Source organism: Paraburkholderia sp. PAMB 6770, assembly GCF_057748135.1.
The window spans coordinates 1,624,088-1,647,033 of record NZ_CM173238.1; the positions used below are offsets into that span (position 1 = coordinate 1,624,088).

Consider the following 22,946-nt stretch of genomic DNA (forward strand, 5'->3'; position numbering starts at 1 on the left):
AAGACAAAGATGGCACTCCCGATTCTCGACCCCAACGCACCGGACTTCACGCGCCGCTACGTGAACCTCGCGGACCCGCGTCTGGGCGCGCAGGCGCTCGAGGCGAGCGACGACTTCTTCGCACCGAAGGAGCGCATGCTCAATCCGGAGCCGGCCGTCTTCATCCCCGGCAAGTACGACGACCACGGCAAGTGGATGGACGGCTGGGAAACGCGCCGCAAGCGCAGCAACGGCTACGACTGGTGCATCGTGAAGCTCGCGCGCCCGGGCGTGATCAAGGGGCTCGACATCGACACGAGCCACTTCACCGGCAACTTCCCGCCGGCCGCGTCGATCGAGGCCGCGCGCGTCGTCGACGGCGCGCCGGACCAGACCACGCGGTGGACCGAGATCGTGCCGTCGATGACGCTGCAGGGCAACCATCACCACTACGTCGACGTGAGCGATGCCGGCGCGTACACGCACCTGCGCGTGAACATCTACCCGGACGGCGGCATCGCGCGGCTGCGCGTGTACGGCCAGCCGCAGGTCGACTGGGCGGGCGCGAGCCGCGCCGAGCTGTTCGATCTGGCCGCCATGGAAAACGGCGCGTATCTCGTGGCCGCGAACAACCAGCACTTCGGCGCGGCGTCGACGCTGTTGATGCCGGGCCGCGGCGTGAACATGGGCGACGGCTGGGAAACCCGCCGCCGCCGCGAGCCGGGCAACGACTGGGCGATCATCGCGCTCGCACAGCCGGGCGTGATCCGCAAGATCGAAGTCGACACCGCGCACTTCAAGGGCAACTACCCGGACCGCTGCTCGATTCAGGCCGCACACGTGACGGGCGGCACCGACAGCTCGCTGATCACGCAGGCGATGTTCTGGCCGGTGCTGCTCGGCGAGCAGAAGCTGCAGATGGACAAGCAGCATCACTTCGAAAGCGAGCTCGCCGCGCTCGGGCCGGTCACGCACGTGCGCTTCAACATCATTCCGGACGGCGGCGTGTCGCGCCTGCGTCTGTGGGGGAACCTCGCATCATGAAAACACTGCGGATCGAACCGCTGACGCGCGCCGCGTTCGCGCCGTTCGGCGACGTGATCGAACTGGAGGGCGCGAAGCAGATCCCGATCAACCTCGGCACGACGATCCGCTTTCACGATCTCGCGAACGTGGACGTCGCGGACGAGGGCGGCCGCCCGCTCGTGAACCTGTTTCGCGGCGAGCCGCGCACGCTGCCGTTCGAAGTGAAGATGCTGGAGCGCCATCCGCTCGGCAGCCAGGCGTTCGTGCCGCTCACTGAGCGGCCCTATCTGGTGGTGGTGGCGCCGGCCGGCGAACTCGATCCGGCGGCCGTCCGCGCGTTCGTCACACGCGGCTGGCAGGGCGTGAACTACGCGAAGGGCGTCTGGCATCATCCGCTGATCGCGCTCGATGAAGTCAGCGATTTCATCGTCGTGGACCGCGGCGGCGACGGGCCGAACCTGAACGAGCAGGATCTGGCGGAATCGCTGTGGCTGGGCGCGGACGCGCTGAGTGCACTGAATGTGCTGACTGCCTGAACCCGCTTCATGTCCACTTGCGAACGCTAGCGTGTTCGCCTCGAACGCCCGCGACTTCGGTCGCGGGCTTTTTTGTTGGGGCGTCCGGTTGTTCAGGCGGCCCGTCGCGGGTGCGGGGCGGCGGCGTGAAACGATCCGGTTGGCGTCATCGGGGCGCGTCCGCGGCGGCGGGCTGCCTGCCGTCGAGGACGGACGCACGGTCGTTCGGCGGCCCGGGATGCGCCGTCGGGTGGGCGACCACGCCGCGGCTCATCGGTCGTCCCGTCGCACCGGCGCCAGACTGTCCATGGTGAACGGGGGGGCGCCAGCAAGGGCTCGCAATACCGGGGCGTTCAGTCACGGAGCCGCCGCGCCACAAGACAAAACGGGCTTTCCGCCACGGCGGAAAGCCCGTTCAGGATGCGCCGGGGCCCCCGTGCGGGGGCATCGGCGCAGTGCGGGATCAGCGTGCGATCAGTGCGCGCCTTCCTGGAACCACGCGGCGATCTTTTGCCGTTCCGCGTCGGTCATGTGCGTGACGTTGCCGAGCGGCATCGCCTTCAGCGTCACCGCCTGCTCGTAGAGACGCTGCGCGTTCTGCGAGATTTCTGCCGGCGTATCGAACATCACGCCGGCGGGTGCGCTGCCCATCATCGTCGGGTGAGCCGAGTGGCAGGCGGCGCAGCGCTGCTCGAGGATCGGCTGGATGTCGGCAACCTTCAGCGCCGGCGCGTTGGCGGCCTCGGCGACCGGCACGACCGGGCGCGGCAGCGTCCAGGCCAGCGCGCCGAACATCAGGACGATGCCCGCGAGCGGCAGGCACCACAGCACCTGACCGCGGTGGCGCATCACGAAGAACTGGCGGATCAGCGCGCCGGCCAGCATGATCATCGCGAGTACGGCCCAGTTGTACGCGTGCGTGTAGGTCATCGCGTAGTGGTTCGACAGCATCGCGAACACCACCGGCAGCGTGAAATACGTGTTGTGCACCGAACGCTGCTTGCCGCGCTTGCCGTAGATCGGGTTCGGCTCCTCGCCCTTGAGCATCGCGGCGACCATCTTGCGCTGGCCCGGGATGATCACGAAGAACACGTTTGCCGACATGATCGTCGCGAGCATCGCGCCGACGATCAGGTAGGCCGCGCGTCCCGAGAAGATATGGCAGGCGAGGTAGGCGGCTGCGAGCACGTAGAGGCCCACGCACACGCCGAGCACCTTGTCTTTCGTGCCGAGCAGGCGGCACAGCGAGTCGTAGACGATCCAGCCGGCCGCGAGGAAGCCGAGCGCCGCCGCGATCGCGACCACCGGGCCCATGTCGAGCACGCTGCGGTCGATCAGGTACGTGCTCGGCGCGCACAGGTACAGCACCGTGAACAGGCTCGCACCGGACAGCCACGTGGTGTACGACGGCCACTTCGACCAGTGCAGGTCGTCCGGCATTTCGGGCGGCGCGACGGTGTACTTCTGCATGTTGTAGAAGCCGCCGCCGTGCACGTGCCACAGTTCGCCGAACACGCCGCGCCGGCGCGCGTTCGGATCCGCGGGCGGTTTCAGGCTGTTGTCGAGCGCGACGAAATAGAACGATTCGCCGATCCACGCAATGGCGGCGATGACGTGGAACCAGCGCAATGCGAGGTTCAGCCAGTCACTAATAAAGCCTTCCATGAAACTCCTCCACTCCTGATTTCGTTATCTGTGCGAGGCCTAGCTGCCCCGGTACGTGCTGTACGACCACGGCGAGACGAGCAGCGGCACGTGGTAATGGGCGTTCGCATCGGCGACGCCGAAGCGCAGCACGACGCGGTCGACAAAGCGCGGCTCGGGCACCCGCGTGCCGAGCGCGGCGAAATAGTCGCCGGCGCCGAACACGAGTTCGTATTCGCCGGGCACGAGCGCTTCGCCTTCGAGCAGGGGCTGGTCGCAGCGGCCGTCGTCATTGGTGAGGGTGGTTTTCAGCGCACGGCGCGTGTCGCCGGACAGCGCAAAGAGTTCGACCTTGATGCCGGCACCGGGACGGCCGTTGGCGGTGTCGAGCACGTGGGTAGTGAGCTTTCCCATTCGCAATTGTCCTTGTGTGAATGCGAGGTTTCGGCGGCGGCCCGATCCAGGTTACGTTGCGGCGGATCGAGGCTCCACGTCAGTGGCTACATACCCGTCGGCGGATTGAAGCGAGCGCCGTGGGAGTGATTGTAAAAAAGTTGTTCCCGTCCGCGCGCCACCGATAGGAAAGATAATGGCAGACGCATGAGATCGCCGCACGCGGCCCGCGCAGGGGACCGGGCGCGCTCCGCGCCGGGCGGACGGCGGGTCCGCGCGACGGACCGGCGGGTAGCGATCCGATCGTACCGGCGCCAATATTGGCCGCCATATGATCTCCGTGAATCCCGGTATCGCAGCCGCGCCATTGTCAGCGGTATTTTGGCTGGGGAAGGTTGAGCCTGTGCGCGGCGCAACCGCTGTGCACCCCGAAGACGGCGCAGCACGCCGGGTAACCGGGCCAACGGCGTTCGAACGAACGCGGCGGCACGGTGGCGTGCGCACCGCATCGCGTTCGAGCGTTTTTGCAACGTGCCGGCGTCGCGGCCCCGCAGGGGCGGCCCGCCGGCCCGGCCCTGCCGCCGCTGCCCGCCGTGCGGGCGCGGGCGGCTGTCATCGAGCGGAGACACACGAATGGCGATGGAGCAGTACGACAGGACGAACAGCGGGTCGGGCAGCCGCCCGAAAACGATGCTGGTGAAGCACGCGGACGTGCTCGTGACGATGGACGGCGCGCGCCGCGAACTGCGCGACGCCGGCCTGTACGTCGAGGGCAACCGGATCGTCGCGGTCGGCACGAGCGCGGCGCTGCCGGACACGGCCGACGAGGTGCTGGACCTGCGCGGGCACCTGGTGATCCCGGGGCTCGTCAACACGCATCATCATATGTATCAGAGCCTCACGCGGGCGATTCCGGCCGCGCAGGACGCCGAGCTGTTCGGCTGGCTCACGAACCTGTACCGGATCTGGGCGAACCTGACGCCGCAGATGATCGAGGTGTCGACGCTCACCGCGATGGCCGAGCTGCTGCTGTCCGGCTGCACGACGTCGAGCGACCACCTCTACCTGTACCCGAACGGCAGCCGCCTCGACGACAGCATCGCCGCCGCGCAGCGCATCGGCATGCGCTTTCACGCGAGCCGCGGCAGCATGAGCGTCGGGCGCAAGGACGGCGGCCTGCCGCCGGACGACGTGGTGGAGCGCGAGGACGCGATCCTCGCGGACACGCAGCGGCTCATCGAGACGTATCACGATGCCGGCCGCTACGCGATGCTGCGCGTGGTCGTCGCGCCGTGCTCGCCGTTCTCGGTGAGCCGTACGCTGATGCGCGAGTCGGCGACGCTCGCGCGCGCATACGGCGTGTCGATGCACACGCATCTGGCCGAGAACGTCAACGACGTCGCATACAGCCGCGAGAAGTTCGGCATGACGCCTGCCGAGTACGCGCAGGATCTCGGCTGGGTCGGCCCGGACGTCTGGCACGCGCACTGCGTGCAGCTGGACGACGCCGGCATCGCGCTGTTCGCGCGCACCGGCACCGGCGTCGCGCACTGTCCGTGCTCGAACATGCGGCTCGCGTCCGGGATCGCGCCGGTGAAGCGCATGCGGGCGGCCGGCGTGCCGGTCGGGCTCGGCGTCGACGGCTCGGCGTCGAACGACGGCGCGCAGATGGTCGCGGAGGTGCGCCAGGCGCTGCTGCTGCAGCGCGTCGGCTACGGCCCCGATGCGATGAGCGCGCGCGACGCGCTCGAAATCGCGACGCTCGGCGGTGCGCGTGTGCTCGGCCGCGACGACATCGGCGCGCTCGCGCCCGGCATGGCGGCGGATTTCGTCGCGTTCGACCTGCGCCAGCCGCTCTTTGCGGGCGCGCTGCACGATCCGGTCGCGGCGCTGGTGTTCTGCGCGCCGTCGCAGGTCGCGCTGTCGGTGGTGAACGGCAAGGTCGTGGTGCGGGACGGCCGGCTCGCGACGCTCGAACTGGAGCCGCTCGTCGCGCAGCACAACCGGCTCGCGCAGGCGCTCTACGAGGCGGCGGCCTGACGTGCGCGCCGCACGCTCACGGCGCGCCGGGCGGCGGCGCTCACGGCTTGTCGATCAGCGTGCGGGTCGCCTCGGCGACGAGGCTGCGCAGCCAGCGCACCTCGTCCGAGTAATGGACGCGCTCGTGCCACAGCTGGTAGTACTGCATCGGCGGGAAGTCGAGCGGCGCGGGCACGACCGTGAGCGGCAGGAACTTCGCGTAGTAGTCCGCGAACAGGCGCGTCGTCGTGAAGATCAGGTCGGACTTGATCAGCACGTACGGCGCGAGGTTGAAGTACGGCAGCGTGACGACGACGTGGCGCTTGAGCCGCTCGCGCGCGAGGTGCACGTCGATCGCGCCGCGCTGGCCGACCGAGTAGGGCGTCGGCGCGAGATGCGGCGCGTTCAGGTACTGGTCGAGCGTGAGTCCGCCGCGCCGCGCGAACGGGTGCGCGTTGCTCATCAGGCAGACGATCTGGTCGACGAACAGGTTCGACAGGTGCAGCTGCTCCGGCGGCTCCGGCCAGTTGCCGACGACGATGTCGAGCTTGCCGTCCTCGAGCGCGAGCTCGTAGTCGAAGGCCGGTCCGAGCGAGTGGAATTCGAGCGTCGCGTTCGGCGCGGCCTGCCGAAAGCGCTCGACGACGGTCGGCACGAACAGCACGTTCAGGTAGTCGGGGCAGCCGATCCGGTAGCAGCGGATCGAGGTCGCCGGGTCGAAGTTGTGCTGCTGGAACTTGATGCGTTCGATCTCGCGCAGCGCGTTCTGCACCGGTTCGAGCAGGCGCATGCCGTACTCGGTCGGCACCATGCCGGACTTGCCGCGCACGAGCAGCGGGTCGCCGGTGATATCGCGCAGGCGCCGCAGCGCCGCGCTGATCGCTGGCTGCGACTGGTTCAGCTTGACGGCGGCGCGCGTGACGCTGCGCTCCATCAGCAGGGTGTGCAGGACGCGCAGCAGGTAAGTGTCGATCGCCTCGCGTTGCTGGCTCATGGTTTCTCCGAAATATATGCTCTGGCTGATCGAGCGCTCAATGGGGCATACAAGTTTTAATATGTCCATTAACTTCCGTCAAGGGAGGGATACCCGCACAGCACGGCCGGACGCGGGTTTGCGGGAATTTTGGCGGCTCGACTGACAGGGTCGAATTGGGTATCGTCGTTGCGTGGGGGGCGGGCGCGGAGCGCGCGGCCGCCGCGTGCGGCGGCTTGACAGCGGCTTTTCCGATGCGTGACGAAAAACATTCATGAGTGACTCTTCCCATCGCGGCAGCGGGCCGCAGCGCGCGGATGCCGGGGTGGCGCGCCTCGAACTGGTGGGCATCAGCAAGCAGTATCCGTCGGTGCGCGCGAACGACGACGTGACGCTTGTCGTCGCGCCAGGCGAGATACACGCGGTGCTCGGCGAGAACGGCGCGGGCAAGAGCACGCTGATGAAGATCATCTACGGCGCGGTGCGGCCCGATGCCGGCGAGATCCGCTGGGAAGGGCAGCCGGTCGAGATCGCGAATCCGGCCGCGGCGCGCAAGCTCGGCATCGGCATGGTGTTCCAGCACTTTTCGCTGTTCGAGACGCTCACGGTCGGCGAGAACATCGCGCTCGCGCTCGACGAGCCGTTCAACCTGAAGGCGCTCGCGCGGCGCATCCGCGACGTATCGGCCGAGTACGGCCTCGACATCGATCCGCAGCGGCATGTGCACAGCCTGACCGTCGGCGAGCGGCAGCGCGTCGAGATCGTGCGCTGCCTGCTGCAGAACCCGCGTCTGCTGATCATGGACGAGCCGACCTCGGTACTCACGCCGCAGGCGGTGCGCAAGCTGTTCGACACGCTGCGCCGGCTCGCCTCCGAGGGCTGCAGCATTCTCTACATCAGCCACAAGCTCGACGAGATCCAGGCGCTGTGCGACAGCGCGACGGTGATGCGCGGCGGCCGCGTGACCGGCCGCGTGACGCCGCGCGACGAAACGCATGCGTCGCTCGCGCAACTGATGGTCGGCCACGCGCTGCCCGACTACACGCGCCGCCCGCACCAGCCGGGCGACGTGCTGCTCGACGTGCGCAAGCTGTCGGCGGCGAGCGACGATCCGTTCGGCACGGCGCTCGTCGACGTCTCGTTCAGCGTGCATGCGGGCGAGATCTTCGGCATTGCCGGCGTCTCGGGCAACGGCCAGGCGGAGCTGCTCGCGGCGCTGTCGGGCGAGTTGCGCGGCGAACGGCGCGGCGAACCCGGCCATGCAGCGGCGCAGGCGATCACGATTTGCGGCCGGCCTGCCGGACGGCTCGGCGCGGGCGCGCGGCGCGCGCTCGGCTTCGGCTTCGTGCCCGAGGAGCGGCTCGGCCGCGGCGCGGTGCCGGCCATGTCGCTTGCCGAAAACGCGCTGCTCACCGCCCATCGCCAGAAGCTGGTGCGCTCCGGCTGGATCCGCGCGGGCGCGATGCGCGCGTTCGCGCAGCGCTGCATCGAAGCCTTCGACGTCCGCTGCGGCGGCGCCGAGGCGCTCGCGCAGAGCCTGTCCGGCGGCAACCTGCAGAAGTTCATCGTCGGCCGCGAGATCCTGCAGGCGCCGAAGGTGCTGGTGGTCGCGCAGCCGACCTGGGGCGTCGACGTCGGCGCGGCCGCGTTCATCCGCCAGCAGTTGCTCGATCTGTCCGCGCGCGGCGTCGCGATTCTCGTGATCTCCGAGGAGCTGGAGGAACTGTTCGACATCTGCGACCGGATCGCGGTGCTCGCGCGCGGCCGGCTTTCGCCGGTGCGTCTGACCGGCGACACGAACGCCGAGGAGATCGGCCGCTGGATGGCCGGCCTGTTCGGCGAGAACGCCTCCGGCGCGGCGCCGGCAGCCGGCCAGCCGGCGCACGTCTGAGCGGGCGAGACGAGTCCCCGATTCCCTTTCACGCGAACCCGCTGACCATGAACTTTCCGTATCGACTCGAAGCCCGCCCCGCGCCGTCCCGTGCGATGCAGCTCGCCGTGCCGCTGATTGCCGCGGTGCTCACGCTCGCGATCGGCTTTCTGATCTTCGGCCTCGTCGGCCGCGATCCGGTGCAGGCGATGCACGCGTTCTTCATCGATCCGCTGTCGGATGTGAACGGCTGGTCCGAGCTGCTGCTGAAGGCGTCGCCGCTGTGCCTGATCGGCCTCGGCCTCGCGCTCGGCTACCGGGCGAACGTGTGGAACATCGGCGCGGAAGGGCAGATGGTGCTCGGCGGGATCGCCGCGAGCGGCATCGCGATTCACTTCGATCAGGCGAGCGGCTGGTGGATCCTGCCGACGATGATGCTCGCCGGCATTCTCGGCGGCATGGTGTGGGCGGCGATTCCCGCATTCCTGAAAAGCCGCTACAACACGAGCGAAATCCTCACGAGCCTGATGCTCACGTACGTCGCGACACAGTTGCTGATCTATCTGGTGAGCGGCCCGTGGCGCGATCCGCAGGGGATGAATTTTCCGCTCTCGGAGATGTTCGGCGGCGACGCGCTCTATCCGACGTTCGGCGGCGACTGGCACTGGAAATTCCTGCGCGGCACCCGGCTGAATGCGTCGATCTTCGTCACGATGGCCACGGTGCCGCTCATGTGGCTGTTCATGCACAAGAGCTTCGCGGGCTTCCGGATGAACGTGGGCGGTCTTGCCCCGCTCGCCGCGCGCTACGCGGGTTTCTCCGACAAGCGCACGATCTGGACGTCGCTGCTCGTGAGCGGCGGCCTTGCCGGGCTCGCCGGCATGGGCGAGATCGCCGGGCCGATCGGCCAGTTGCAGGCGACGTGGTCGCCCGGCTACGGCTTCACCGCGATCATCGTCGTGTTCGTCGGCCGGCTGCATCCGGTCGGCATCGTGCTCGCGAGCCTGCTGATGGCGCTGCTCTATCTCGGCGGCGAATCGGTGCAGACCTCGCTGCAGTTGCCGCAGGCGCTCTCGGGCGTATTTCAGGGCCTGCTGCTGTTCTGCCTGCTCGGCGCGGACCTGTTCGTGAACTATCGTGTGCGCCGCCGGGCTTCGGCCGCGCACGCTTCCTGACCCCTTTGCACACGCAGCCATGAATACCCAGCAAGCGAGCGATCTCATTTCGGGTGCGGTGACCGCCGCGATTCCGCTGATGTTTGCGGGCGCGGGCGAACTCGTCGCCGAAAAATCCGGCGTGCTCAACCTCGGCGTCGAGGGGATGATGCTGATGGGCGCGGTGAGCGGATACGCGGTCATGTCGGTGACGGGCGACCCCTGGCTCGGCGTGCTCGCCTCGATCGGCGCCGGGCTCGCGATGGCGCTGCTGTTCGGCTTTCTCACGCTCACGATGCTCGCCAACCAGGTCGCCACCGGCCTGTCGCTGACGATCTTCGGCACCGGGCTGTCGGCCTACATCGGCAAGCCGTACACGTCGGCCGCGGCGCGCGCGACGATCGGCACGTGGACGATTCCGCTGCTCTCGAAGATCCCGGTGCTCGGCAGCGCGATCTTCACGATGACGCCGCTCGACTATCTCGCGTTCGCGATGTTCGCGGTGGTCGGGTGGTTCCTGTACCGCACGCGCGCGGGGCTCGTGCTGCGCTCGGTCGGCGAGTCGCCGCAGGTCGCGCATTCGGTCGGCTTTCCGGTGCTTGGCGTGCGCTATGGCGCGGTCGCGTTCGGCGGCGGCATGGCGGGTCTCGCGGGCGGCTACTACTCGATCGTCAACCTGCATCTGTGGCAGGAGCAGCTCACGTCGGGACGCGGCTGGATCGCGCTCGCGCTCGTCGTGTTCTCGACATGGCGCCCGGGCCGCCTGCTGATCGGCGCGCTGCTGTTCGGCGCGGTCACCGGGCTGCAGTTCTACGCGCAGGCGATCGGCGTGCCGGTGCCCACGCAGTTCCTCGCCATGCTGCCGTACGTCGCGACGATCGTCGTGCTGGTGCTGATCTCGCGCAACGCGAACACGATCCGGCTGAATGCGCCGGCCTCGCTCGGCAAGCCGTTCTTCGCGGCCGGCTAGCGGCGCGGCGCACGAACGGCCCGCGCGGCCTGAATGCCTGAATTTGCTCGACCCCTTCACACGACAGGAGAACACATGAACAGAAGAACCCTGCTGGGCACAGCGGCTTTCGGTGCGGTTTCGCTCGGTCTCGGCGCGCTCGGCGCGCAGGCCGCGCAGGCCGCGGACGCACCGGGTGTCGCTTTCGTCTACCTCGGCAATCCGGGCGATGCGGGCTGGACCTACGCGCACGACCAGGGGTCGAAGGAAGTCGCGGCGAAGTTCGGCAACCGCATCAAGATCACGCGGGTCGAGAACGTCCCGGAGTCGGCCGACTCGGAGCGCGTGTTCCGCGACCTCGCGGCGAAGGGCAACAAGATCATCATCGGCACGAGCTTCGGTTATCAGGACTTCGAACTAAAGGTCGCGAAGGATTATCCGGACACGGTGTTCCTGCATGCGACCGGCTACAAGAAGGCCCCGAACTTCGGCACCTATGACGTGCGGATGTACCAGGGCGCATACCTCGCGGGCGTCGCCGCCGCATACGTGACGAAGACCGACGTGCTCGGCTTCGTCGCGTCGGTGCCGATTCCGGAGGTGGTGCGCAACATCAATGCGTACACGCTCGGCGCGCGCTCGGTGAATCCGAAGATCCACACGAAGGTCATCTGGATCAACAGCTGGTTCGATCCGGGCAAGGAGAAGCAGGCCGCCGAAACGCTGATCGGGCAGGGCGCGGACGTGCTGCTGCAGAACACCGATTCGAGCGCGACGCTCGCGACCGCGGCCGAGAAGCACGTGCACGCGTTCGGCTGGGATTCGGACATGAAGAAATTCGGCCCGGATGCGCATCTCGGCTCGGTGGTGGCGCACTGGGGCGTCTACTACACCGCGGCGATCCAGCAGGTGCTCGACGGCAAGTGGAAGAATACGCCGGTGTGGTGGGGCATTCCGCAAAAGGCGGTGAACCTCGAAGACCTGAACGACGCGGCGATCACCGCGGCGGGCGTGAAGGCCGTGGACGCGAAGCGTGCGCTGATCGCGAGCGGCACCTGGGACGTGTTCACCGGTCCGATCAAGGACCAGGCGGGCAACGTGAAGGTGCCGGCCGGCAAGACGCTCGCCGACCCCGAACTGCAGCGCCTGAACTGGTACGTGCAGGGCGTCGACGGTTCGCTGCCGCAATAGGGGTCACGCCGCGCGCCGCCTGCGCGGCGGGGCGGTGCCTGGCGGGGCGGCCGGAGCGGGGCGGCATGCCGTCGCGACGGTACCCGGCGCGCTGACGGCCGCCAGTCGCCGCAGCGCGCGCATGCAGTCCGACCGGTCCCGCCTGACCGATGTGCCCCGAGCGACGCATACCGGCGCATACCGGCGCGCGGGCCCGCATCAGTCGATGCGCAGCCCCACCTTCAGCGTGACCTGCCAGCGCACGACGCGGCTGTCCTCGATCTGGCCGCGTGTTTCGATTACTTCGAACCAGTGCAGGTTGCGCAGCGTCTGCGCGGCTTTTTCGATCGCGCAGCGAATGGCGTCGTCGCTCGACTGCGTCGACGAACCGGTCAGCTCGATCTGCTTGTAGACGTGATTGTCCGACATGGCGTTCTCCGTCGTCCCAGGTGCGTCAACCCAGTATAGGCAATCGGGCTTGCTGCGCGAGGCGGCCGGCTGCGGCGGCGTGCGCGGGCCGGTATCATGGAGCGCCGCGCGCGGGCGCCGTTGCGCGGGCGGAGACGGACACAGACAGAACATCCGATAGCGAGGCAGACGAAAGTGGAATTGGGTTTTTGCGGCCCCGGCCTGATGGGCGCGCCGATGATTCGGCATTTGCTGCGTGCGGGGCACGCGGTGCACGTATGGAATCGCACGCGCGCGAAGGCCGAGGCGCTCGGCGAAGACGGCGCGCAGGTCGTCGACGCGCCGCACGAGCTGGCCGCGCGCGCGGGCGTGGCGCTGCTGTGCGTCGCGGATGCGGCGGCGGTCGAGGAGGTCGTGTTCGGCGCAGCGGGCCTGCTCGGCGCCGCGGCGCAGCCGGACGACGCGCGGCCGCTGCGCTGCATCGTCGATCATTCGAGTATTCCGCCGTCGGCCACGCGCGCGTTCGCGCAGCGCGCGGCGGCGGCGGGCGTCGGCTGGGTCGACGCGCCGGTGTCGGGCGGCGTGGCCGGCGCGCTCGCCGGCCGGCTGGCGGTGATGGCGGGCGGCCGCGCCGCCGACGTCGCGGCGGTGACGCCGCTGATGAGCGCGTACGCGGCGCGCGTCACGCACATGGGCCCGGTCGGCGCGGGGCAGACGACCAAGCTGTGCAACCAGGCAATCGTCACGGCGACCGTCGCGGCGATCGCGGAGGCGGTCGGCCTCGCGCAGCGCAGCGGCATCGACGCCGCGCATCTCACAGACGCGCTCGCGGGCGGCTGGGCGGACTCGACGCTGCTGCAGACCTTCGTGCCGCGCATGACGCAGACGGGCCTGGCGCCGATCGGCGCGTTGCGCACGTTCCAGAAGGATGTCGACGCGGTCGCGGCGGCGGCGCTCGAAAGTGGCGCGCCGATGCCGGTGGCGGCGACCGTGCAGCAGTTGCTGCGGCTCGGCGCCGCGATGGGCCTCGCCGACGCGGACCTGTCCGCGTTCATCGACGTGCTGCAGACGCCGCGCGGCGGCGCGTCCGCCTGACGGACGGCGCACTGCAGGCGGCAGGCGGCAGGCGGCAGGCGGCAGGCGGCAGGCGGCAGGCGGCAGGCGGCAGGCGGCAGGCGGCAGGCGGCAGGCGGCAGGCGGCAGGCGGCAGGCGGCAGGCGGCAGGCGGCAGGCGGCAGGCGGCAGGCGGCAGGCGGCAGGCGGCAGGCGGCAGGCGGGTGACGCGCCGACGTGCTAGACTAGCAGGTTGTTTGCCGCTTATTTCTTCTGAGGACGCACTGTGCTGTCGACCGCCAATATCACCATGCAATTCGGGCCGAAGCCCCTGTTCGAGAACATCTCGGTCAAGTTCGGCGAAGGCAACCGCTACGGGCTGATCGGCGCGAACGGGTGCGGCAAGTCGACCTTCATGAAGATTCTCGGCGGCGATCTGGAGCAGAGTTCGGGCACGGTGATGCTCGAACCGAACGTGCGTCTCGGCAAGCTGCGCCAGGACCAGTTTGCGTACGAGGACGTGCGCGTGCTCGACGTCGTGATGATGGGCCACACCGAGATGTGGGCCGCGATGAGCGAGCGCGATGCGATCTACGCGAACCCGGACGCGACCGACGACGACTACATGCACGCGGCCGAGCTCGAGGCGAAGTTCGCCGAGTACGGCGGCTACACGGCCGAGGCGCGCGCGGGCGAGTTGCTGCTCGGCATCGGCATCGCGATCGACCTGCACAACGGGCCGATGAACGCGGTCGCGCCGGGCTGGAAGCTGCGCGTGCTGCTCGCGCAGGCGCTGTTCTCGAAGCCGGACGTGCTGCTGCTCGACGAGCCGACCAACAACCTCGACATCAACTCGATCCGTTGGCTCGAAGACGTGCTGAACGAGTACAACTCGACGATGATCATCATCTCGCACGATCGCCACTTCCTGAACCAGGTCTGCACGCACATGGCCGACATGGACTACGGCACGCTGAAGGTCTATCCCGGCAACTACGACGACTACATGCTCGCGAGCACGCAGGCGCGCGAGCGCCAGCAGGCCGCGAACGCGAAGGCGAAGGAACGGGTGGCGGACCTGCAGGACTTCGTGCGGCGCTTCTCGGCGAACAAGTCGAAGGCGCGCCAGGCCACCAGCCGCCTGAAGATGATCGACAAGATCAAGATCGAGGAATTCAAGCCGTCGTCGCGGCAGAACCCGTTCATCCGTTTCGAGTACGAGAAGAAGCTGCATAACATCGCGGTGGTGGCCGACAGCATCACGAAGCGCTACGAGCGCACGATCTTCAGCCAGTTCAGCCTCAGCGTGCAGCCGGGCGAGCGGATCGCGATCATCGGGCAGAACGGCGCGGGCAAGACCACGCTGCTGCGCTCGCTCGCCGGCAACCTCGCGACCGATGCGGGCACCGTCAAATGGGCGGAGAACGCGAACGCCGGCTACATGCCGCAGGACACCTACGAAGAATTCCCGGACGACGTCACCCTGATGGACTGGATCGACCAGTACCGCAAGGAAGGCGACGACGACCAGATGGTGCGCGGCACGCTCGGCCGGCTGCTGTTCGGCGCGGACGACATCCGCAAGTCGGTGAAGGTGCTCTCGGGCGGCGAGAAGGGCCGCATGATCTGGGGCAAGCTGATGCTCGGCCGCCACAACGTGCTGCTGATGGACGAGCCGACCAACCACATGGACATGGAGTCGATCGAGTCGCTGCAGATCGCGCTGGAGAAATACGACGGCACGCTGATCTTCGTGTCGCACGACCGCGAGTTCGTGAGCGGGCTCGCGAACCGGATCATCGAGGTGCGCACCGACGGCACGCTGCTCGATTTCGGCGGGAATTACGAGGAGTTTCTGGCGAGCCAGGGCGTGCAGTGACGTTTTCGGACCCTCCCGTTCGAGTGAGCTTACCGGCCCTGCCGGGGGCGACGGGCGTGCCGCGCACGCCGCCGGGCAACGGCACGCGCGCCACGGCGTGCGCACTTCGAGGTCAGGGCGCGGCCCACTCGCTCTGTGCGACCTCGCGGATGCAGCGGATAAAGTAAGCCGCGGCACCGGTCAGCATCCCGTCTTCACGCACAAGAAGGTTCATGCTCAGGCGGGGTAGATCGCCAGTGAGCGGCAAAGCGGTAAAGCGCTGGCGTAATTCGGGCATACCGATGGCAAACAATGACCAGAAAAAGACCACGTCATTGACCATCGCCAGACTGTGGAAGAGCGCGTGCGACGTGCAGCGCGTCACACGCGGCGGCGGCGCGAGGCCCTCCCGTGCGAACAGATCCGCGAGAAAACCCGGGAACGTTTCCGTGAGGTCGGTGTGGATCCACTCGGCCTCGCGCAACGCTGCGAGCGAGCAGGCGCCGGCAAGGCGGCTGTCGCGGCGTACCGCGAGCGAGGTGGGCAACGAGAACAGCGCTTCGTGCTGCACGGGCGTTTCTATGGTGTTGCCGGTGGCGGCACTCACCGCAAAGTCGAGCGTCCCACTCCGCAGTCGGGCGAAGAGCTGATCCGAGGTGTATTCGATGAAATCCACCTTCACTTCCGGCCATGCCTGACGGAAGCGCGCGAAAGCGCGCGGTACGATCGTCAGGCCGGCCAGCGGCGTCACGCCAATCGTCAGTTCTCCGTCGCGGCGCCCCTTAAGCTGATTCATGTCTTCGTGCGCACGGCACACCTCGCGCACGATCAGCCGCGCTCGCGCGAGCAGCGTCTGCCCCTCGACGGTAAGAACCACGCCTCGGGTCTGGCGCGTGACGAGCAGGATGCCGAGTTCTGCCTCGAGATCCTTGATCGCTTTGGTAATGGCGGGCTGCGTGAGGTGAAGCGCTCGGGCTGCTCCATGGAAGCTGCCCTGATCCGCCACGGCAACCAATGCAGTGAGTTGATGATGCTTCAAGACCTGCTCCATTCATTGATAAGCATTGTTAATCATTATAAGAAAATTTTGGTTGTTGTTTCAGACGGGCTCCCCCAAAGTGCAAAGACCTCGGGATGTTGGCCGTTTGCCGCACTGTCCCGGGAACGCAGGTTTCGCGCCCGCGCAGGAACCATGGTCCGATAATTGCCCGAGCCGTATGCCCATGAAGAAGTACTCCGCACGGCCTCGCTCGCAGAAGCCGCAGTCAGCGCTTGCCAGTCCTGATAGCGTTTTGCTGGCGGCGAACCCGCGTACAGACGAAGCTGCACGGGCGCACAGCGGGTTGCGGCTTGTGCGGTCCCGCGAAGATGCGCTCCACGGCGGAGAAGGCCGCCGGATGACGGTCGTCCTCCTGATGATCGTCATGATCATTGTGGTGCTCGACAAATCGATCTTCGCGTTCGCAGGGCCTCAGATCATTGACGAACTTAAGCTAACGCCGGAACAGTTCGGCTCGATCGGCAGCATCTTCTTTGTGCTTTACTCGGTTTCCGGTTTGCTGGTGGGATTCGTGGCGAACCGGCAGTCGACGCGCCGCATTCTCATTGCGATGTCGCTGGTCTGGATAACCGCCCAGCTCCTCACGGCCCGCAGTACCAGCTTTACGATGCTCGCTGGAAGCCGCGTGTTGCTCGGCGCAGGCTGCGGCCCCGGTACCGCTGTCACACAGCACGCCTGTTTCAAATGGTATGCGCCGCACAAGCGTGTGGTGCCGGCCGCGCTGATCCAGGTCGCGATCATGCTCGGTGCAATCACCGGCGCGCTCATGCTGCCGCTGGTGATTCAGCGTTTCGGCTGGCGCTTCGGTTATCTGTTGCTGGTGGGCGTCAGCTTCGTATGGCTGCTTGTATGGATCGCATCCGGCCGGGAAGGCAGTCATGACGATACGGCGCAGACGCCGGCAGGGACAGCGGTCTTCTACCGGGTGCTGCTGCTCAATCGCACCTTCGTGTCGGTGACCCTCGCAGCCTTTTGCAGTTACCTCCCTACCGCATTGATCTATAGCTGGGTACCTGTCTATCTGCAGCGCGGGGTTGGGCTTGAGCCTGTGCAGTCGGGCTATGTGGTGATGGTCGCGACGCTTGGTGTCATCGTGCTCAATCTGGTGGTCTCGATTTTCTCGCAGCGTGCGCTGGACCGTGGCGCGTCCGTGCGCCGTGCGCTGGTCGCGCCGTCGATGATAGCCTGCGTGGGCGGTGGCGTGGCAATGGCTGTGCTCGGTTTCGCTTCGCTCGGCCGGATTGGGACGATCGTGTTTTTCCTGCTCGGAAGCATGCTCGTCAACCTGCTGCCCGCCTTCGCCAATAGCATCGTCGCGTTCTTCGCTCCCAGCCGCCAACGTGCCAGCCTGCTCGCAATCCACATCAGCCTGATGACCAGCGCAGGCATGCTTGCGCCCTGGTTGGTCGGTGGGGCCGTCGAGCATCTTGGCGGGCACGTCGCGTCCGGGTTCGAGTTAGTGATTGGCTGTTTTGGATTGGTGCTGGTCGTGAGCGGGCTGCTGGGCCTCGTGCTGATCGACCCGGAGCGCATGCGCTCGCAACTATTCCACCCCGATCTTCCTTCGAATTGATACGTACTCCTCCAACATGACTCTCCACCATCGAATCAAGGCGCCCCAGCAGCCCCCCACTTCGCCCGAACTCCAGGTCGTCTCGCGCGAAGTCGATGTAGAAGACGGCTTCACGGTGATTGCCGTCGGCGACATCATCATTACCCACGGGATCCGCGCGAAGCTCGCCCGCAAATCGCCCGAGCTACTCGGAATTCTCTCCCGCGGTGACGTTGTCGTCGGTAATTACGAAGGCTCGGCGATTGATCTGAAAACCTTCAGTGGGCACCCGGAGGCGCTCTCCGGTTTCGCCTGGCTGACAAGTGACCCTGAGTGTCCGGCCGACCTGGCTTCAATCGGCTTCAACATGATGGCGCGTGCGAACAATCACGCGTTGGACTGGGGCGTGGCAGGCATGAAAATGACCGACGATCTCCTCGCTGCAGCGGGTATCGTTCACGCCGGCACCGGCGCAAGTTTGGCCGCCGCGCGCGCCCCGGCTTTTCTGAACACCGACAAAGCGCGTGTTGCGCTGATCTCTTATGCCACCACGTTCGAAGCTAACGCGCCCGCCAATGATGGCGCAGGCGAAGTTCCGCCACGACCTGGCTTGAACCCGTTACGCACGACCGCCCGCCGGATCGTCAGCCCGGAGGATTTCGCGGTGCTCAAGCGCCTCAACGATCAGGAAGCGTTCCAGGACCATTACCTGTTGCGGGCATTGCACGGCGAATACAGCTTGCATCTTGGCATGATGCTGCACTATCGCGCCGACCCTGAAGCGCGTCCGGGATCGCTGCGTATCGTCTTCGACTGCGACAGGCGCGATCAGGCCGCGATTGAGCGCAACCTGCGTCAGGCCAAACAGACCAGTGACTTCACGATCGTGGCCCAGCATACGCATGAGCCCGACAACTTCACCACGGAGATTCCCAGCTACCTGCAGGCATGGGCACGCAAGCTGATTGATGGCGGTGCGGACATGCTGTGCGCCCACGGGCCACATCAACTGCGCGGCATCGAAATCTATAATGGCAAGCCGCTCATGTACTCGCTGGGCAATTTCTGCTTCATGGATAACAGTCAGCAGATCGTTGCCCGCGACGAGTGGGAAAAGCTCGAATGGATGGCAGCGGAAGCCATCGTCGGTCCGAAGGGGATCACCGACCGTAACGCGGCTACACCCGCTGAATTTCTCGAATGGAAGCGCGTGATCGGTGTCTTCTCGGACCCGGTCTGGTTCGAAAGCGTTGTAGCGGAGTGCCAGTTCAATGACGATGGCCGGCTTAAGTCGTTGCTGTTGCACCCGATCGAGCTCGGCTTTGGCGGTCGTGACGCCGAGCGCGGCATTCCACGTCTGGCATTCGATTGTGCGGAGAACGGCTATCAGGCCCGCCGCATCATTGAGCGGCTTCAGGCGCTGTCGGGCGAGTTCGGTACGCAGATCGAGGTTGACACCGTTGCATACGGCGATCGCACGAGCAGCGTGGGCCGCGTGCGCTTGAGCGACTAAGGCAAGCGATAGTGGACCTCAGCAGTTTCTCATTAAGCTACGTGCAAGCGCGCGAGCACTTTCTGACGGCCTGCGCCGCGGCCGGCGTTGCCGTGCAGCACTACGTTCATCCTTTATGCGGCCGCGACGGCGAGGAGCTTGCGATCGACGTGGCCCGGACGGGGCCGCCGGATGCGGCTAACTTGCTCGTACTGAGCAGCGGCTGTCACGGTATCGAAGGCTTTTGCGGCTCGGGCGTACAGGTCGATCTCCTGCGCGATGCAGCGTGGCTGGCGCGTTGTCGCCGCGACGATCTGGCGGTGCTCTATATTCATGCGCTGAACCCGTATGGGTTCTCGTGGGAGCGCCGCGTCACGCAAGAGAATGTAGATCTGAATCGCAATTTCCAGGACTTCGATCATCCGCTTGCGGACAACGCCGCCTATCAGGACATTGCGCGTTTGCTCGTGCCGCGCCGTTGTCCACCGACGCTCGCAACGACGCTTGGTCTTATCCTGTACGGACTGCGTCACGGCAAGCGACATCTGCAGGCGGCGATTTCGGTTGGCCAGCGAGTCGATCCGGATGGTCTGTTCTACACCGGCTGCGGACCAACGTGGAGTCACCTCCAGATTGTCGAGATTCTTCGGCAGCATGCGCGCCAGTGTCGCCGCATTGCCTGGATCGATGTGCATACCGGCCTTGGCCCTACCGGGGTGGGGGAAAGGATTTACAAAGGCAGGTTGGACGCGGATTCGGTTGCGCGCGCCCGGCGGTGGTGGGGAACGGGTGTGACCCGCAGCGAAGAGGGAAACTCGACTTCGTCGACTGTCGGCGGAACACTTGACAACTGCGTGATGCGCGAGTGCTCGCAAGCCCAGTACAACGGACTGACCCTGGAATACGGAACCATGCCCGGTCGTCAGGTGCTGGCGGCGCTTCGCGCGGAGCAGTGGCTTTATCAACATCCGGAAGCGGACGCGAGTCTTGCGCAAGAGATCAAACGTCGGCTTCGGGCAGCCTTCTACATCGAAACGGACGCGTGGAAGAGAGGGGTGCTCGTCCAGGCGCGCGAAGTGATGGATCAGAGCCTCGCGGGCCTTGCCACGGCATTGCCGGGAACCTGAGGGCAAGTATAAGCATCTCGGGGGAATGGCGCGGCGCACGCCGCGCTGGGACGCCGTGAAGACTCAAACGCCCGATGCGAATCCGCCTGGGCGTATGTGACGGACACGCCTCCTGACGACATCGAGAATGCAATCCACAAAATATTCTGCTGGCCGCGTGAGTTGCGCCTCGGGGGGCGAGAACAGGTAGAGTTGCAGTGAGGGCGGACTCTCTTCTATCTTCAGTTCGACAAATGCACGACTGAGTTCGACTTCCTTAAGCGAATGTCTTGTCCAGGCAAACACGGCGTCCGAGCGCACCGTGAGGCCATAGAAAAGCCCGTACGACGTGCAGCGCGTCACATGGCGCGGCGGTTCGAGCCCTGCGCGCTTGAACATGGCCACAATGCAACTGGAATAATTATCGGTGACATCAGTGTGAATCCATTCGGCCTGCTGCAGTTGTGCGAGCGTCGACGCTTGCGCAAATGCACTGCCGGCTCGGGTGACGAAGACTGCATCGAACGAAAGCAGGGCCTGCACCTGGACACTATCGTCTACGAAACTATTCGGAAACGCCGCAAACGCCAGATCGACCATGCCCGTGCGTAGTTGCTCACGCAACGGGTTCAAGCCGAGTTCCACGAACTCGATCGTGACGTGTGGCCAGCGTCTGCGGAACTCAACGAATGCCTCCGCCAAGCCCGCGGTGCCGGCTATCGGCGACACCCCGATGACGAGCTTGCCTTCGCGCTGCCCCTTCATGTGAGCCAGATCCTCTTCGGCTCGTTCCAGCTCGCGCACTACTGTGCGTGCACGTTGCAACAACGCTTTACCTTCGGCGGTCGGGACGACACCCCACGGATTGCGGTCGAAGAGTCGCACTCCATACTTGTCCTCGAGTTCGCGGATTGCCTTGGTTACAGCAGGCTGTGTGACATGAAGCCTACGCGCCGCGCTTTTGAGCGTGCCAGTGGTGGCAACTTCAACGAGTGCACGGATCTGATGGGTTTTCATGATGCGGTACCGGTTGCCAGAAGTTATAGACATTCTAATTGTTGTGTTTATATTTTTGACGACAATAAATAGAATCGTACCGTAAAGGATGGCGAAGCAAATGACGGTGATGACGCATCGAATATCGGATAAGGCTGCTACAACCCGAATCGAGTGGACGCCAAACGAAAGTTTGCAATAACACGATCAAATCGTAAGCGCACGGCATGAGCACGGGCGTTGCGAATTGAATATCAATATGCCAGAAGCATGTCTGCGGGATTCTGGATGCACGATAACAGACTGCGATTAAATTATTCGCATTCCTTAAAAATAAACAAAGAGCATATCGATGTTAATTTGCTGTTTTGAGTCAGAATTTTCCGTACTCAAGCGCCGCCCGGAGTCGAAACCGGATCGCTGGACGTCGGCTGCCACGCGCGTCGTTATTGCGGCCGCGTTTTTGCAGCAAGGCCACGTCGCGTCGGCGCAGGTCGCGTCAAACCTGTTCTTCAACGAGTACTTCCGGGGGATACCTTACGCAGCAACGGATGCGTACACGCCGGGCGTGCGGCTCTATGGCGCGGTTGACCAGTCAATCGGCGTCCTGAAGGGTGCACAAACCTCGATCCTTCAACAAAGCGGTAACGAATGGACGTCGAAGATCGGCCTTTATGGAGTCGAGGATCTTGGTGGCGGATTCCGCGCCCGTTTCTCCCTCGAAAACGGCTTCGACGCTGCTAGCGGGGCGTTTGGCACCGCGGGTACGATGTTCAACCGCGAGGCCTGGGTTTCACTTGGCTCAGCGAAATCGGGCGAGGTGAAGCTCGGCTTGCAGGATGCAGTAGGCGTACCGCTTTTTGTCGACGTGTTCGGCGAGGTCATGACGATTTCAACGGTCGCCTATCTGGCTGGCTGGACCTATGACCTTGGTCCGGGCGCGAGCTATCAGCCATTGCACATGCCTGACGCACTGAGCTACTCGTCACCGTGGTACGGGCCGTTCAATGCGCTTTTCCTGATCGCGATGCACGACCAGGAATCCGCGGGTCCGACACTGACCAATCGCGCGATTGCCTTGAATTACTTCGACGGGCATTTGTTCGGCACGGTCAGCTACTTTGGCAGCTATGCGGCAAACGGTCTGAATCCGGGGCAATCCGTGCGTACCGATAACGTGTCGGGTGCGCTGATTTACGACGCTGGACATTACGTGCTGTCCGCAGGTTACAGCTTCCTTGCCCCCCGTCTGGAGGGTGACCGTGTTTCGTCGGTCTATACACTTGGTGCAATTTATCGCTATCAGGGGCGCAACGACTTTCGGGCTCAAATCGCTTACCGGACGGTGGGCGGCTGGGTAGATCATTCGTACGGTGTAACGCTCGGCTACGACTACAACCTGTCTACGCGCACGGCCTTTTACGTGCGAGGTTCGGTGATTCATAACATCGGCACCGCGCCGCCTTATAGTCACTATCCGTATCCGTACACGCAGCAGCCGACACTTGACAATGCTGGCAATGCTTATGAGACCGCGGATGGCAGGGCGTTTTACAAGACGCCGCATGTTTTGATGGCAGGTATTTATCACAAATTTTAGAGGCTGGGCGAGGCATTTTTCCGAGTCATCGCTGACGGGGTAGATGGCTGATGGTGGTTCTTTGTGCGTTGCCGCTGTCTTGATTTTGTTGACCGAAAGAATGGTGTGGTCTTTTTAAGTGCTTTAGCG

19 protein-coding genes are annotated in these 22,946 nt (G+C 65.5%); 13 read left to right on the forward strand and 6 right to left on the reverse strand.

The window, feature by feature from the left end:
* Positions 1-9: 9 nt before the first annotated feature.
* Both alc and AC3AP7_RS07465 read left to right on the forward strand, forming a co-directional pair.
* Positions 10-1,023, forward strand: a complete 1,014-nt coding sequence (alc, locus tag AC3AP7_RS07460) for an allantoicase (protein WP_475764314.1) — start codon at positions 10-12, stop codon at positions 1,021-1,023.
* Entirely contained in the window at positions 1,020-1,541 is a 522-nt protein-coding gene (locus AC3AP7_RS07465; protein WP_475764313.1) for an ureidoglycolate lyase, read from the forward strand. The genes alc and AC3AP7_RS07465 overlap by 4 nt, the downstream gene beginning before the upstream one ends.
* Positions 1,542-1,994: 453 nt before the next feature.
* Here AC3AP7_RS07465 and AC3AP7_RS07470 read toward each other — a convergent pair whose 3' ends face one another.
* Together AC3AP7_RS07470 and uraH are read right to left on the reverse strand one after the other, a co-directional pair.
* Entirely contained in the window at positions 1,995-3,185 is a 1,191-nt protein-coding gene (locus AC3AP7_RS07470) for a urate hydroxylase PuuD (protein ID WP_475764312.1), read from the reverse strand.
* Positions 3,186-3,224: 39 nt separating this feature from the next.
* Positions 3,225-3,578 (reverse strand): hydroxyisourate hydrolase, encoded by a 354-nt coding sequence (gene uraH, locus AC3AP7_RS07475; protein ID WP_475764311.1) that lies wholly within the window; start codon positions 3,576-3,578, stop codon positions 3,225-3,227.
* A gap of 612 nt (positions 3,579-4,190) precedes the next feature.
* Between uraH and AC3AP7_RS07480 the strand changes: the two genes are divergently transcribed.
* On the forward strand, positions 4,191-5,597 hold the full coding sequence (locus tag AC3AP7_RS07480; protein ID WP_475764310.1) for an 8-oxoguanine deaminase: 1,407 nt from the start codon (positions 4,191-4,193) through the stop codon (positions 5,595-5,597).
* A 40-nt stretch (positions 5,598-5,637) separates the two neighbouring features.
* Here AC3AP7_RS07480 and AC3AP7_RS07485 read toward each other — a convergent pair whose 3' ends face one another.
* Positions 5,638-6,570 (reverse strand): LysR substrate-binding domain-containing protein, encoded by a 933-nt coding sequence (locus AC3AP7_RS07485; RefSeq protein ID WP_475764309.1) that lies wholly within the window; start codon positions 6,568-6,570, stop codon positions 5,638-5,640.
* A 253-nt stretch (positions 6,571-6,823) separates the two neighbouring features.
* Between AC3AP7_RS07485 and AC3AP7_RS07490 the strand changes: the two genes are divergently transcribed.
* The 4 genes from AC3AP7_RS07490 to AC3AP7_RS07505 all read left to right on the forward strand — a co-directional run bounded on the left by AC3AP7_RS07490 (position 6,824) and on the right by AC3AP7_RS07505 (position 11,713).
* On the forward strand, positions 6,824-8,440 hold the full coding sequence (locus AC3AP7_RS07490; protein ID WP_475764308.1) for an ABC transporter ATP-binding protein: 1,617 nt from the start codon (positions 6,824-6,826) through the stop codon (positions 8,438-8,440).
* Between the two features lie 47 nt (positions 8,441-8,487).
* Positions 8,488-9,594 (forward strand): ABC transporter permease, encoded by a 1,107-nt coding sequence (locus tag AC3AP7_RS07495; protein WP_475764307.1) that lies wholly within the window; start codon positions 8,488-8,490, stop codon positions 9,592-9,594.
* A gap of 19 nt (positions 9,595-9,613) precedes the next feature.
* Complete coding sequence (locus AC3AP7_RS07500; RefSeq protein ID WP_475764306.1) at positions 9,614-10,543, forward strand: ABC transporter permease; 930 nt, start codon at positions 9,614-9,616, stop codon at positions 10,541-10,543.
* Positions 10,544-10,618: 75 nt separating this feature from the next.
* Entirely contained in the window at positions 10,619-11,713 is a 1,095-nt protein-coding gene (locus tag AC3AP7_RS07505) for a BMP family ABC transporter substrate-binding protein (protein WP_475764305.1), read from the forward strand.
* A gap of 198 nt (positions 11,714-11,911) precedes the next feature.
* Here the strand turns inward: AC3AP7_RS07505 and AC3AP7_RS07510 are convergent, their stop codons facing one another.
* The gene (locus AC3AP7_RS07510) at positions 11,912-12,121 is read right to left on the reverse strand and encodes a dodecin (protein WP_475764304.1); all 210 of its coding nucleotides are present in this window, start codon (positions 12,119-12,121) and stop codon (positions 11,912-11,914) included.
* 174 nt (positions 12,122-12,295) lie between these two features.
* Here AC3AP7_RS07510 and AC3AP7_RS07515 point away from each other — a divergent pair, with 174 nt between their 5' ends.
* Positions 12,296-13,195: an NAD(P)-dependent oxidoreductase gene (locus tag AC3AP7_RS07515; protein WP_475764303.1), complete on the forward strand. Its 900-nt coding sequence runs from the start codon at positions 12,296-12,298 to the stop codon at positions 13,193-13,195.
* A 244-nt stretch (positions 13,196-13,439) separates the two neighbouring features.
* Positions 13,440-15,032 (forward strand): ABC-F family ATPase, encoded by a 1,593-nt coding sequence (locus AC3AP7_RS07520; RefSeq protein ID WP_475764302.1) that lies wholly within the window; start codon positions 13,440-13,442, stop codon positions 15,030-15,032.
* 112 nt (positions 15,033-15,144) lie between these two features.
* On the opposite strand, the gene AC3AP7_RS07525 is transcribed toward AC3AP7_RS07520, so the two are convergent.
* Positions 15,145-16,050, reverse strand: coding sequence for a LysR substrate-binding domain-containing protein (locus AC3AP7_RS07525; protein ID WP_475764301.1), 906 nt, complete (start codon positions 16,048-16,050; stop codon positions 15,145-15,147).
* 184 nt (positions 16,051-16,234) lie between these two features.
* Here AC3AP7_RS07525 and AC3AP7_RS07530 point away from each other — a divergent pair, with 184 nt between their 5' ends.
* From AC3AP7_RS07530 to AC3AP7_RS07540, 3 genes are read left to right on the forward strand one after another with little or no spacing between them, the layout of a single operon-like run.
* Complete coding sequence (locus AC3AP7_RS07530) at positions 16,235-17,644, forward strand: MFS transporter (RefSeq protein ID WP_475764300.1); 1,410 nt, start codon at positions 16,235-16,237, stop codon at positions 17,642-17,644.
* Between the two features lie 16 nt (positions 17,645-17,660).
* Positions 17,661-19,136 carry a CapA family protein gene (locus tag AC3AP7_RS07535; RefSeq protein WP_475764299.1) on the forward strand — a complete coding sequence of 492 codons (1,476 nt, stop codon included), beginning with the start codon at positions 17,661-17,663 and terminating at the stop codon, positions 19,134-19,136.
* Positions 19,137-19,147: 11 nt separating this feature from the next.
* Positions 19,148-20,242: a M14 family metallopeptidase gene (locus AC3AP7_RS07540; RefSeq protein ID WP_475764298.1), complete on the forward strand. Its 1,095-nt coding sequence runs from the start codon at positions 19,148-19,150 to the stop codon at positions 20,240-20,242.
* Between the two features lie 63 nt (positions 20,243-20,305).
* Here AC3AP7_RS07540 and AC3AP7_RS07545 read toward each other — a convergent pair whose 3' ends face one another.
* On the reverse strand, positions 20,306-21,238 hold the full coding sequence (locus AC3AP7_RS07545; RefSeq protein WP_475764297.1) for a LysR family transcriptional regulator: 933 nt from the start codon (positions 21,236-21,238) through the stop codon (positions 20,306-20,308).
* A 331-nt stretch (positions 21,239-21,569) separates the two neighbouring features.
* Here AC3AP7_RS07545 and AC3AP7_RS07550 point away from each other — a divergent pair, with 331 nt between their 5' ends.
* Complete coding sequence (locus AC3AP7_RS07550) at positions 21,570-22,817, forward strand: porin (RefSeq protein WP_475764296.1); 1,248 nt, start codon at positions 21,570-21,572, stop codon at positions 22,815-22,817.
* Positions 22,818-22,946: the final 129 nt, after the last annotated feature.